Consider the following 12,924-nt stretch of genomic DNA (forward strand, 5'->3'; position numbering starts at 1 on the left):
CCGTCGCTCGACGGGACCCGAACTCGACACGTCGAAAAACCGACCCCGACCGCCGAGGTCGGGCCGCTACGGGACGACCGTCGTCGCGACCGACTGGGCCGTCTCGATGACCGGCGCGAAGCCGGGGAGCAGCAGCAGCGTCGCGACGGCGGCGAACACGACCGCGGCGTACAGCGCCGTCGGCGTCGACGCGAGCTCGAACTCGCCGACCGCGTCGTCGAGCCACAGCGCCTTCACGACGCGGCTGTAGTAGAACAGCGACAGCGCGCTGTTGACGGCCCCGACGGCCGCGAGCCACCAGAAGCCGGCGTCGATCGCGCCCATGAACAGGAAGTACTTCGAGAAGAACCCGCCGAACGGGGGCAGCCCCGCCAGCGAGAACATGAACACGGACATGGCGACCGACGCCATCGGCGCCCGGCTCGCCAGCCCCGCGTAGTCGTCGAAGGTCCGGCCGATCTCCCAGTGTTCCGCGAGCGCGACGAACAGGAACGCGCCGGTGTTCATGAAGCCGTACACGAGCAGGTGCGCCATCGACGCGCCGATCACGTCGCCGCCGGCGCCGCCGGTGAAGGCGGCCAGGCCGATGAGCGCGTAACCCGCGTGCCCGATCGAGGAATACGCGAGCATGCGCTTGACCTCCTCCTGGGTCGCGGCCGCGAAGTTCCCGAGCGTCATCGTGACGACCGCGAGCACCTGGAACAGGAGCACCCAGTCGATGCCGGCGTCCAGCGGGAAGCCGACGACGAACACGCGGAACGCGAGCGCGAAGCCGGCCGCCTTCGAGGCCGACGAGAGGAACGCGGAGACGGGCGCGGGCGCGCCCTCGTACGCCTCCGGCGCCCAGAAGTGGAACGGGACGGAGGCGGTCTTGAACGCGAACCCGCCGGCGACCATCAGGATACCCACGGCGGCGACGCCGGTGAGTCCCTCGACGCCGCCCGCGAGCGCGTCGTACACGTCCGGCAGCAGGAGGCTCCCGGTCGCGGCGTACACCAGCGAGATGCCGAACGCGAACACCGACGACGACAGCGCGCCGATGAGGAAGTACTTCAGGCCCGCCTCGACGCTGCCGGCGTTCCGCTTGAGGAACGCCACCAGCGCGTACGACGGCAGCGATGCCAGTTCCAGCGCGATGAACGCCACGGCCAGGGAGTTGGCCGCCGCCATCAGCGCCATCCCGGTCGCCGCGAACAGCACCAGCGAGTAGAACTCCGCCCGGTACGGGTGGTCGCTGAGGTAGTCGTAGCTCGCGACCACGACGAGCGCGGTCACGGAGGCGAACACGGCCTGGAAGAACAGCGCCATCCCGTCGACGACGAGCGCGTCGCCGAACAGCGCGATGGCGCCGCCGGTGCCCGCCTGCCCGGTGCCGGCCGAGAGGAACCAGCCGGCGAACCCGAGCGACGCGAGCGACCCGACGGTCGCGATGCCGGCCAACAGCGCCGGCCGGGAGTCGTCGGGGTCGATACTGTCGACGGCGATCAGCACGAGGCCGGTCGCCGCGAGCGCCAGCGCCGGCGCGAGCGCGGTCCAGGAGGGGAGCTGGTCGGCCTGCAGGAGCACGGGATCCATCAGGCACCACCCCCGACGACCGCGACCACCGGCTCGATCGCGTCAGTGATCATCTCGAAGAAGATATTCGGCGCGACGCCGAGCGCGATGGTGCAAAGCAGCAGCACCGCCAGCGGCGCCACGTCGTGGAAGTGCGCGCGGCGCACCTCGTAGTCCGTCTCCAGGGAGAACTCCCCGAACAGCGTGCGCTGCATCGCGAACAGGAGGTAGCCGGCCACGATGACGATGCCGAACATCGACGCCGCCGTGAACAGCGGCGCCGACGGGATCACCGTCGAGGCGAACGCCCCCTGGAAGATGAAGTACTCGGCGGCGAAGCCGGCCATGAGCGGCAGGCCCATGTAGCCGAACGCGCCGGCGACGAGGATGCCCACCGTCACGGGCATCCGGTCGGCCATCCCGGACATGTCGCCCACCATGCGCGTGTGGGTGACGTTGTAGATGACGCCGACCGCCATGAACATCAGCCCGGAGATGAGACCGTGTGCGACCATCTGGAACGTCGCGCCGCCGATCCCGAGACCCGTGTACGCGATGAGCCCGAGGATGACGTACCCCATCGAGGAGACGGAGGAGTACGCGACGATGCGCTTGAGGTCCTGCTGTGCCAGCGCGAGCATCGCGCCGTAGATGACCGAGACGACGGCGACGGCAGCGATGACCGTCGCGACGAGCGGCCGCGTCGCCACGTCCGGCAGCATGGTGAAGTTGAACCGCAGCAGGGCGTACGTCCCCATCTTCAGGAGGACGCCCGCCAGCATCACCGACACCGGCGTCGGCGCCTCGACGTGGGCGTCCGGCAGCCAGGTGTGGAACGGGACGACGGGCACCTTCACCGCGAAGCCCGCGAACATGGCCGCGAAGGCGGCCAGCTTCAGCGTCGCCGGATCGAGCCCGACGAAGCTACTCAACTCCCCGGCCTGCAACGACTGCGTGATCTCAGGCAGCCCGAACGAGCCGACGGGGAGGTTGAACACCAGCGCCATGAACGCGATGAACATCGCGAGGCTGGCGATGTTCGTGTAGACGAAGAACTTGATCGCGGCGTACTTCCGGCGCGGGCCGCCCCACACGCCGATGAGGAAGTACATCGGGACCAGCACGGCCTCCCAGAAGACGAACCACAGGAAGAAGTCGAGCGCGGTGAACACGCCCAGCAGGTTCGCCTCCATGAACAGCATCAGGCCGTAGAACTGCGACTGGCGCGTGTCGATCGGCGTCCACGCCGACACGATCGCCAGCGAGGACAGCACCGTCGAGAGGACGACCAGCGGGAGGCTGATCCCGTCGACGCCGACGAACCACTGGAGGTCGTAGCCGGCGACCGTCAGCCAGTCGAGCTGCGTTTCGTAGGCGATGCTCCCGGCCATGAGCGCGTTCCCGCCGGCGTCGAAGCCGGCCCACATGTACAGGCTCCCGACGACCGGCAGGAGGCTCAGCGCGAACGCGAGCTTACCCGCGTACCTGTCGGGCGCCAGCATGACGACCAGCGCGGCGAGGAACGTGACTCCGATGAGTGCTTCGATTATCACAGTAACCACCCCCCGAGAACCCCGAAGACGACGAGCAGCGCCGTCAGCCCCAGCGTCACCAGCGCGGCGTAGTTACTCACGACGCCGGTCTGGATGCGCCGGATGCGCGAGCCGGAGAACAGGCTCACGCTGGAGACGGCGTTCACGGCGCCGTCGACGACGCCCTGGTCGAAGGTGTCCGCGGCGCGGGCGAGGGGGAGCACGACCCGGTTCGCGAGGTACACCTGATACTCGTCCTGGTAGTAGTTGTCGTACAGCAGGTCCTTCACGGAGCCGAGCTTGTCGGTGTGCTCGACGGGCTCGGGAACCGCGTACAGGCGGTAGGCGAGCCCCAGGCCCAGCAGCGCCAGCCCGAGCGACACCGCCGCGCCCAGCAGGACCGTCGTCACCTCGCTGCCCGCGAGATACACCGAGGAGTACGGGTCGATCTCGCCGTAGTGGTGGACCGTCAGGTCCGTAAAGCCGCCGTCGAGCCACGCGTGGAGGAAGTCCACGTGCGCGCCCGTGAGGGTGCGAACCGGCGCGAGGTTGACCGCGCCCGCGACCGTCGCGAGCACGCCCAGCACCGCGAGCGGCCCCTTCACGTTCCAGCGGACCGACTCGGGCGACTCCGCCTCCTCGGTGCGGGCGTCGCCGTGGAAGGTGAGGAACACCATCCGGAAGGTGTAGAACGCGGTGACGGGTACCGCCAGCAGGCCGAAGACGTAGCCGAGCAGCAGGAGCGGCTGGCCGTCCAGCCCGTGAACGAGCGAGTAGTAGAGGACCTCGTCCTTCGACCAGAAGCCGGCGAACGGGAAGATGCCCGCAAGCGCCAGCGACCCGGCGAGGAACGAGTAGTACGTCACGGGCATCTTGTCCTTCAGCCCGCCCATGTCCCACATGTTCTCGTTGTGGTGCATCGCGAGGATGACCGAGCCGGCGCCGAGGAACAGCAGCGCCTTGAAGAACGCGTGGGTCAGCAGGTGGAACGTCGCGGCCACGTAGCCGCCCGCGCCGAGCGCGAGCATCATGTAGCCGTACTGCGAGATGGTGGAGTACGCGAGCACCTGCTTCAGCTCGCGCTTCACGATGCCCATCGTGCCGGCGAACAGCGCCGTGAAGCCGCCGACGAGGGCGATGACGCCCAGAGCCGTCGGCGAGACGGCGTAGAAGCCGTACATCCGGGCGACGAGGTAGACCCCGGCGGCGACCATCGTCGCCGCGTGGATGAGCGCCGAGACCGGGGTCGGGCCCTCCATCGCGTCGGGGAGCCACGTGTGCAGCGGGAACTGCGCGGACTTGCCGATCACGCCGCCGAGCACGAGCAGGCCGACGACGGTGAACCACGCCTCGGTGCCGAGCCCGAGGAACGTGTTCGCCGCGAACTCGCCCGCGAGCGCCTGTTCGGCCAGCACCGGGAAGGCGTTCTCCCCGGCGAACTGCGCGGTGCCGAACGTCGCGAACACGGCGACGACGCCGATCAGGAAGAAGTAGTCGCCGAAGCGGGTGACGAGGAACGCCTTCTTCGCGGCCGACGGCGGGCCGGGCTCGCGGAAGTGGAAGCCGATGAGGAGATACGAACACAGCCCCACCAGCTCGAAGAACATGAACGCCATCAGGAGGTTGTCGGCGACGACGAACCCGAGCATGGACGCCGTGAACAGGCCGAGCCCGGCGTAGTAGCGCGGGAGGCCGGTCTGGCCGTCGTCGTTCATGTAGCCGAGCGAGAACACGTGCACCAGCAGGGCGATGAGCGTCACGATGACGAGCATCATCGACGACAGCGGGTCGATGAGCAGGCCGAACGTCAGCTCGATCCCCTCCGTGCCCGGCACCGCGCCGGCGGCCCACGTGTAGATCGTTTCGTCGTACACCTCGCCCCCAGCCACGGCGGCGGCCATCGCGACCGACAGCACCAGCGACCCCGCGGTCGCCGCGATGCCGGGGATGGCGCCGCCCTTCGGGAGCAGGTCACGCCCCGAGAGGGCCGTCCCGAGCGCGATCAGGAACGAGAGGAACGGGAGCAGTACGATGGCCGGCCCGAAGTCGAAGATTCCTGCCATATGTTACCACCTCATCGTCGTCGCTTCGGTCACGTCGATCTCCTTGAAGTTGCGGTACAGCACGAGGATGATCCCGATGCCGATGGCGACCTCGGCGGCCGCCAGCGCCATCGTGAACAGGCCGAACGTCTGGCCCGTCACGTTCCCCCAGTAGTAGGAGAACGCGACGAGGTTGATGTTGGCCGCGTTGAGCATCAGCTCGACCGACATCAGGAACAACAGCGCGTTCCGGCGCGTCAACAGCCCGAACACGCCGATACAGAAGACGGCGGCCGCCAGGAGCAGGTAGTACTGCGGCGGCACCATCAGTCCTCACCTCCGCGGAGCTTGTCGCGGATCTCCCGTCCGCCGTCGGTGAGCACGCCCCCGATGCCGCCGTCCTCGTCGCGCTTCGCGAGGAACACCGCCCCGTCGATCGCCACGTCGAGCACGATCGCGATGAGGACGAACGCCACGACGAAGCCCTCGCCCGAGACGACCGTCCCGGAGATGGCCTCCGTGTCGACGTTGAACATCGCGTAGCCGATGCTCGCGGTGATCGACGCACCCTCGGGGAACCCGGCGGGCTCCCCGAAGGAGGCCTGCAGGAACACGATCGCGAGAACGGCGAACAGCGCGACGGCCGCCAGGCCGGGAAGCAGGTGCCCCCCGAGCTTCAGCCGCGGTCGCGAGCCGGCGTCGCTCACGCGTCGCTCACCCCGAGTTGCTCCGGTTCAGCCTCCCTGCGCACCAGCATCACGGCGAACGTGATGAGGATCAGGACCCCGCCCACGTAGACGAGGATCTGCATGGCGGCCAGCAGCTCCGCCTGCAACATCACGTAGTGCACCGCGACGCTGAGAAGCGCGGCCCCGAGGAGGAGTGCGGAGTGCCACACGTCCTCGACGAGCACCACGCCCAAACTGCTCCCCACGGTGACGAGGGCGAACAGCGCGAACGCGATAGTCTCTACAACCATTACGGGACACTCCCGCCGGAGTCCGTTTGAAGGTTTCGAGAACGTTTGCGCGTGTGGGTGCGCGTGTGCGGATTCCGCGCGGTCCGGGCCGGATCGCTTTTATAGGTATTTCGGAGAGGCGCCGATCCCGGAGTCCGTCCCCACGGCGCTCGCCCGACGAGGGGTCCGCGCGCCGCTATCGGCCCTCGGATCGGCGCACGCCTGACCGCCGACGGGGCGGGATCCGGCCGCGCGCGCAACGTGGGAGTCGCGGCCGAGCGGAACTAGACGAGACGAACGCCCCGGTCACACCGGCAGCTACCGAGTCAGCGAACGAACGGGTGGAGAACCCGAGAACGTCGAACCGCGTCGGTCCGACGGTTACTGGTAGTCGATCTCGCCGTCGCCCTCGCCGATCCAGGCGCCGCGGTCGGGCTCGCGCGAGGCGAGCGGGTCGATCCCCTTGTACCAGGGGACGTTCTTCAGCTGTTCCTTGTTGTAGACGAACTCGTCTTTCGTGTCGGCGGTGAACTCGAAGTTCTGCGTCAGCAGGATGGCGTCCACCGGACACACCTCCTCGCACAGCCGGCAGTAGATGCACTGGCCGATGTGGAGGTTGTACTGTTCGCCGTTGCGCTGGTCGTCCTGCACGATCTGGATCGTGTCGTTCGGACAGACGTTCTCACACTGGCGGCACCAGATGCACCGCTCCTGGGAGAACTTGTGGACCCCGCGGAACCGCGGGCTCACCTCGGGCGCGACGTCCGGGTACTCGACCGTGAACGTCTTGCCGTCCAGCGCGTGCTTCATCGTCGTCGCCATTCCTTTGAGTAGTCCGATCATGGTTACGCGAGCACCCCCACGATGACCGCGGTGAGGACGAGGTTCGCAAACGCGAGCACGAGCATTCCCTTCCAGCCGATCTCGATGAACTGGTCCACACGAAGCCGTGGGACCGCCGAGCGCAGCCACTGGGTGAACAGGAAGAACGCCCAGATCTTCGCGGTGAACCAGACGATCCCCAGCGCCGCCGGGCCGGGCCCGGCCGGCCCGCCGAGGAACAGCGTCGCCGCGATGGCGCCGCCCAGGAAGATGTGGATGAACTCGCCCAGGTAGATGAGCACGAAGTAGACGGAGGAGTACTCCGTCTGGTAGCCGGCGACGATCTCGGTGGGCGCCTCCGGGATGTCGAACGGGTTCCGGCCGACCTCCGCGACGTTCGCGACCACGAACAGCACGAACGCGAACGGGTTGACGAACGCGAACCACTGGGGGATCGCGATCCCGGCGACGCTGACGAACGTCGCCTGCTGGGCCTCGACGATCGCGCTCATCTGGAGCGACCCCGTGAACAGCACGACGGAGACGCCGGTGACGATGAGCGGGATCTCGTAGGCGATGTTCGAGGCGACGGCGCGCAGGCCCCCGAGCAGGCTGTACTTGTTGTTCGACGCGTAGCCCATCATGATCAGCCCGACCGAGGCGATCGACGAGGCGGCGAACGCGAACGCCAGCCCCGTCTCGGGGTCGGCCAGCTGCAGGCCGCTTCCCATCGGGATGACCGCGAAGCCGAGCAGCGCCGAGAACGGGATGAGGATCGGACCGAGGTCCCACGCGGGACGGTCGGCGCCCTCGGGGACGATCAGCTCCTTCGAGAGGAGCCGGACCGCGTCGGCGACGATGACGAACAGGCCGAACGGGCCGATCCGGTTGACCGCGATACGGTCGGTGAACGCCGCCGTGATCTTCCGTTTCGCCCACGGGCCCGCGAAGGCCGTGTTGATGAGCAGGAAGTTGGCGATGAGGAACGCGCCCAGCAGCGCGGCGACGATGTCGCCGGCGACGCCGAACGCGTCCAGTCCCAGCAGGTTCGCGATCGTGTCGGGGAGCATCCCCTGCTGAAGCGGGACCGCCCCGGTCATCTGTCCACCTCGCCGAGGACGATGTCCAGGCTACCGAGCGCGGCGACGAGGTCGGGCACGTACTCGCCCTCGGCCATCTCCGGCAGCGTCTGGAGGTTCGAGAAGCACGGCGACCGGATCTTGAAGCGGGCCGGCTTGTCCGTGCCGTCCGAGCGCATGTAGATGCCGAGCTCGCCCTTGGCGCCCTCGACCGCGCGGTAGATCTCGGTGTCGTCGTCCGGCTTCAGCGTCCGCGGGACGTTGGCCTGGATGGTGCGGTCCTCCTCGGGCCAGTCCTCCAGCAGGTCGATGCACTGCTCGATGATCTTCGCGGACTCCTCGACCTCGCGCAGGCGCACGAGGAGGCGGCTGTAGTTGTCACAGCCGTCCTCGGTCACCACGTCCCAGTCGAGCTCGTCGTAGTAGCCGTACGGGTCGTCGCGGCGGAGGTCGTAGTCGATGCCGGAGCCGCGGGCGACGGGGCCCGTGGCGCCGTAGCTCTTCGCGACCTCCGGCGGCAGCACGCCGGTGTCGATGGTGCGCATCTGGAGGATCTCGTTGCCCGAGATGAGGTCGTGGTACTCCTCCAGCGCCTCCGGGAGGTCCTCGAGGAAGTCGCGGGTCTTCTCGAAGAACTCCTCGCGGGGCTCGGGCAGGTCCCAGACGACCCCGCCGAGGCGGAAGTAGTTGAACATGAGCCGCTGGCCCGTCAGGTCCTCGAGGATGTTCTGGGCCTTCTCGCGGTCCCGGATCGCGTACATGAAGATGGCGGTGAAGTCGCCGTACACGTCGAGCGCGAACGTGCCGACCGCGAGCATGTGCGCGGCGATGCGGCACAGCTCCGCGCCCATCGTCCGGATGACCTGCGCGTACTCCGGCACCTCGATGTCGGCCATGTCCTCGGCCGCGCGGGCGTACGCCCACTCGTTGAGCAGGCCCGCCGAGATGTAGTCCCAGCGGTCGGGATAGGGCATGATCTGGTGGCGGTAGGTGCCGTTCTGGCAGATCTGCTCCTCGCAGCGGTGGAGGTAGCCGATGTCGCTTTCCACGTCGGCGACCTGCTCGCCGTCCAGCGTCGTCTTCAGGTGGAGGACGCCGTGGGTCGCGGGGTGGTGGGGACCGATGTTGAGGAACATCGTGTCCGTGTCGTCCTCCCCGCGGTGGTCCTCCTGCAGCGGGTTCGCGTTCTCGCGCAGCGGGACGATCTGCGGGCGGTCCTGGTCGTAGTCCTCGGCCAGGGGGTGCCCCTGCCAGGACTCCGGCAGGAGGATGCGGCGGAGGTCGGGGTGGTCGTCATAGTCGATGCCGACCAGGTCGTACGCCTCGCGCTCGTGCCAGTCTGCCGTCCGGAACACCGGCTCGGCCGACTCGCTGACCGGGTTCTCGCGGTCGGCGGGGACGACGACGCTGACCTCCTGGGTCGGGTCGTCGAACTTCTTCAGGTGATAGATCGACTCGTAGCGGTCCTCGTACTCCTGGGCGGTGACACACGACAGGTGGTCGTACCCCGCCTCCTCCTTGAGCGTGGAGAGCACGTCCTGGACCGCGTCCGGCCGGATCACGTAGCCGGGCGCGTTCAGGTGCTCCTCGCGACCGATCACGTGATCGCCCAGCAGCTCGGCGAGCTCGTCGGGGGACTGTTCCTCGACCGGTGCCGGCACGTCCGGCTCGGGTTCTTCCAGGCTCATGGTTAGGGGGAGTCCGCCCAGTTGTACCGCATGACGAGGTCCTCCTCGTCGATCTCCCGTGCGAGCTGGTCGACGATCTCGTCGCGGTCGAGGTCGCCGAACTGCTCCAGCTCGTAGGGCTTCACCGTCACCGGCGAGGACTCGCCGTTGGCGATGCGCTCCTGGAGCTTCGCGACGCCGTACACCAGCGCCTCGGGGCGCGGCGGGCAGCCGGGGACGTGGATGTCGACCGGGATGACCTCCTCGGCGCCCTTGACCACGTTGTACCCCTCCTGGAACGGGCCGCCGGAGATGGTGCACGAGCCCATGCCGATGACGAACTTCGGCTCGGGCATCTGGTCGTACACGCGCTTCATCCGCGGCGCGAACTTCGAGACGATCGTCCCGGGGACGATGATCACGTCGGCCTGTCGCGGCGACGCGCGCGGCACACCGGCGCCGAAGCGGTCGAGGTCGTGTTTGACCGCGTAGGTGTGCATCATCTCGATGCTGCAGCAGGCGATGCCGAACTGCAGCATGAACATCGAGGAGCCCCGCACCCAGTTCATGAACTTGTCGAACTTGGTGAGGATGAACGGCGAGGAGCCGAACGCCTCGCGCAGCTTCGAGTTGAAGCGGTTGTCCTCGCCCGTCATCCGGGCGTCCCGGGTGTCGGTCAGTACCTGGCTGTCGTCCGTGACGAACGGTCTGTTGTCGCTACTCATGTCAGGAACGCTCCGTCTTCTGTCTCGCCGCACGCGGGCTGGAGGCCCACTTCACGGCGCCCTGTCGCCACGCCCACACGAGTCCGACGACGAGCACCCCGATGAAGATCAGCATCGGGAGCAGCACCGTCGTCAGCCCGACGCCCGCCTCCAGCGCGGGCTGGTAGATGACGGCCCACGGGAAGATCAGAACGGTCTCGATGTCGAACACGACGAACAGCAGCGCAACCATGTAGTACTGGATGTTGAACTGGATGCCCGTCGCCGACCCCGTCGGGATCTCACCGGACTCGTAGGTGGCGCTCTTGCCCTGTTCGGGCACGCTGGGGCGGAGGATCGCGGACACCGCCATCATCCCGAGCGGGATGCCCACGCCCATCACCGCCAACGCGCCGATCGCTATCCATGCATTCATACCGGGTTCTCCGTATCGTACGTCGGTTTGGAGGCCCCACAGATAAGTGCTTCACTTACGCGTGCACGCGTGTACCGCCCGGTTCGGGGCGACAGGCGCTCCCTCGCGGCGACGGGGTGGTCCTGTCCCCGCGGAGGCGACACGCGGTACCCGGTCGAGAGTACTCGAGACTTCGAGACTACTGCTCTCGTCCGCGCGACTCCCGGAACCCCTCGACCCCGAGGTCGTGGAGGTCCGCGGAGACGTCCGCGACGCCCGCCACGAGGTCCTCGTGATACTCGACGAGGCGCTCCTCGACCTCGTCGTGCTCGCGCCCCAACACCTGCGCCGCCGACAGCGCGGCGTTGAACGACTTGCCGGCGTCGACGGCGACGATGGGGGCGCCGGTCGGCATCCCGATCACCGAGTCGACGGACTTCTCCTGTACGGGCACGCCGACGACCGGGATCGGGTAGGCGATGCTCGCGGTCATGTTCGGCAGGTCCGCGGACTTCCCGCCCGCGCCGGCGACGATCACGTCGAGCCCGCGGTCCGCGGCGGTCTCGCCGTAGGCGTACATGAGTTCGGGCGTGCGGTGAGCCGAAACGACGTACACCTCGTAGGTAAAACGCGCCGCCGGCGGGTCGTGAAAGTCGGTCTGCTCGGCGAATCCCAGCTCGTCGAGCGCGTCGAACGCGCCCTGCATGGTGTCCAGATCCGAGTCCGACCCCATGATCACGCCCACGTCGGGCGTCGAGTCCGGGTCGGCGTCGCTGTTCGCCTCCGATTCGAGTCGGTCGATGAGGTCCTGAACGGTGGTCATGGGTGGGTGTTAGTCCGTGTGTGTGGGTGTTCGGCGGTGAGTCGCGTGCGGCGGTCACTCGAAGGTGAGCCCGTCGCGCAGGTCGCGGGCGCGGGCGAGCAGGTCGTCGCGGGCGGCGGTGTCGTCGGCCGCGGCGTCGCCGTCGGCGTCGACGAGCGTGAGGTGGCCCATCTTCCGCAGCGGGCGCGCCTCGCGTTTGCCGTACCAGTGGAGGTTCGCGTTCGGCGCCGCGAGCACGTCGCCGACGCCCGACAGCGACGCCGGGCGGGGCTCGGGCACGTCGCCGAGGACGTTCGCCATCACGGTCGGCGCGCGCGCCTCCGCGGTCCCGAGCGGCCACCCGAGGGCCGCGCGGACGTGCTGTTCGAACTGCGAGGTGGTCGCGCCCTCGATGCTCCAGTGGCCGGAGTTGTGGGGACGCGGGGCGACCTCGTTCACGGAGACGGTACCGTCCGGCTCCCCAAATAACTCCATCGCGAACACGCCGCGCCCGTCGAGCGTCTCCAGCGTGTCGAGCGCGACCTCGCGGGCACGTTCGGCGACCGCGTCCGAGCACCGGGCGGGCGCGACGGTCTCCCGGAGGATCTCCTCGCGGTGGACGTTCTCGACGACGGGGAACGCGCGGCGCTCGTCGTCGCCGCGGACGGCGACCACGGAGAGTTCGCGCTCGAAATCGATCAGCTCCTCGGCCATCGCGCCGCCCTCGCCGGCACCGACGGCCGCCAGCTTCGCCTCGTAGTCGTCGCCGGGCTCGACGGGGAGGTTGCCGCGGCCGTCGTAGCCGCCGGTGCGGGCCTTCAGCATGCAGCCGCCGAAGCGGTCGACAGCGTCCGCGAGATCGGCGGCGTCGTCGACGGCGACGAACTCCGGGACGGGGATCCCGGCGTCGGCGAACGCTCGCTTCTGGACGAGCTTGTCCTGTATCGTCCGCAACGCGTCCGGCGAGGGGTTGACGGGCACGTCGTACTCCTCGCCGATGGCCTCCAGCACATCGGGGTCGGCGAGCTCGATCTCCAACGTCAGCGCGTCGGCCCGGTCGGCCAGCTCGCGGACGGCGTCGGGGTCGTCGAACGCGCCCTCGATCTGCTCGGCGACCCGAGCGGCGGGGCAGTCGGGCGTCGGGTCGAGCACGACCACGTCGACGCCGAGCGGCGAGGCGGCCTCAGCGAGCATGCGGCCGAGTTGGCCCCCGCCGACGACGCCCAACGTCGGTCCGGGACAGGTCGGTGTCACGGGCGCCGGTTCGGCAGGTCCGCGAATAAATCTTGCTTCACGACATGGTTTGTATGCACGAACGTGGATTGATCGTGTCCGCGACCGGAACCGGC

At 68.5% G+C, this 12,924-nt stretch carries 13 protein-coding genes; all 13 read right to left on the minus strand.

Going from position 1 to position 12,924, the window contains the following annotated elements; genetic code table 11:
* Positions 1-66: 66 nt before the first annotated feature.
* Positions 67-1,575 carry an NADH-quinone oxidoreductase subunit N gene (locus K6T36_RS05840; protein ID WP_222923014.1) on the minus strand — a complete coding sequence of 503 codons (1,509 nt, stop codon included), beginning with the start codon at positions 1,573-1,575 and terminating at the stop codon, positions 67-69.
* Positions 1,575-3,107, minus strand: coding sequence for a complex I subunit 4 family protein (locus K6T36_RS05845; protein ID WP_222608503.1), 1,533 nt, complete (start codon positions 3,105-3,107; stop codon positions 1,575-1,577). Before K6T36_RS05845 ends, K6T36_RS05840 begins: the two co-directional genes overlap by 1 nt.
* Positions 3,104-5,149, minus strand: coding sequence for an NADH-quinone oxidoreductase subunit L (gene nuoL / locus K6T36_RS05850; RefSeq protein WP_222923015.1), 2,046 nt, complete (start codon positions 5,147-5,149; stop codon positions 3,104-3,106). The genes K6T36_RS05845 and nuoL overlap by 4 nt, the downstream gene beginning before the upstream one ends.
* 3 nt (positions 5,150-5,152) lie before the next feature.
* Entirely contained in the window at positions 5,153-5,455 is a 303-nt protein-coding gene (gene nuoK / locus K6T36_RS05855) for an NADH-quinone oxidoreductase subunit NuoK (RefSeq protein WP_222608505.1), read from the minus strand.
* Positions 5,455-5,835: a proton-conducting membrane transporter gene (locus tag K6T36_RS05860; RefSeq protein ID WP_222923016.1), complete on the minus strand. Its 381-nt coding sequence runs from the start codon at positions 5,833-5,835 to the stop codon at positions 5,455-5,457. The genes nuoK and K6T36_RS05860 overlap by 1 nt, the downstream gene beginning before the upstream one ends.
* A complete protein-coding gene (locus tag K6T36_RS05865) occupies positions 5,832-6,107 on the minus strand; it encodes an NADH-quinone oxidoreductase subunit J (RefSeq protein ID WP_222608507.1) in 276 nt (91 codons plus the stop codon). The genes K6T36_RS05860 and K6T36_RS05865 overlap by 4 nt, the downstream gene beginning before the upstream one ends.
* Before the next feature lie 360 nt (positions 6,108-6,467).
* Positions 6,468-6,929 (minus strand): NuoI/complex I 23 kDa subunit family protein, encoded by a 462-nt coding sequence (locus tag K6T36_RS05870; RefSeq protein WP_222608508.1) that lies wholly within the window; start codon positions 6,927-6,929, stop codon positions 6,468-6,470.
* Positions 6,930-6,931: 2 nt separating this feature from the next.
* Entirely contained in the window at positions 6,932-8,008 is a 1,077-nt protein-coding gene (locus K6T36_RS05875; RefSeq protein WP_222923017.1) for a complex I subunit 1/NuoH family protein, read from the minus strand.
* The gene (locus K6T36_RS05880; protein ID WP_222923018.1) at positions 8,005-9,675 is read right to left on the minus strand and encodes an NADH-quinone oxidoreductase subunit D; all 1,671 of its coding nucleotides are present in this window, start codon (positions 9,673-9,675) and stop codon (positions 8,005-8,007) included. The genes K6T36_RS05875 and K6T36_RS05880 overlap by 4 nt, the downstream gene beginning before the upstream one ends.
* A 2-nt stretch (positions 9,676-9,677) precedes the next feature.
* Positions 9,678-10,379, minus strand: coding sequence for an NADH-quinone oxidoreductase subunit B (locus K6T36_RS05885; RefSeq protein ID WP_222923019.1), 702 nt, complete (start codon positions 10,377-10,379; stop codon positions 9,678-9,680).
* A 1-nt stretch (position 10,380) separates the two neighbouring features.
* A complete protein-coding gene (locus K6T36_RS05890) occupies positions 10,381-10,794 on the minus strand; it encodes an NADH-quinone oxidoreductase subunit A (RefSeq protein ID WP_222608512.1) in 414 nt (137 codons plus the stop codon).
* 178 nt (positions 10,795-10,972) lie between these two features.
* Entirely contained in the window at positions 10,973-11,596 is a 624-nt protein-coding gene (purE, locus tag K6T36_RS05895) for a 5-(carboxyamino)imidazole ribonucleotide mutase (RefSeq protein WP_222923020.1), read from the minus strand.
* Positions 11,597-11,650: 54 nt separating this feature from the next.
* On the minus strand, positions 11,651-12,829 hold the full coding sequence (locus tag K6T36_RS05900; RefSeq protein ID WP_222923021.1) for a 5-(carboxyamino)imidazole ribonucleotide synthase: 1,179 nt from the start codon (positions 12,827-12,829) through the stop codon (positions 11,651-11,653).
* Between the last annotated feature and the right edge of the window lie 95 nt (positions 12,830-12,924).

It is taken from the genome of Halobaculum roseum (assembly GCF_019880245.1).
In the GTDB taxonomy this organism is placed as follows: Archaea; Halobacteriota; Halobacteria; order Halobacteriales; family Haloferacaceae; genus Halobaculum; species Halobaculum roseum.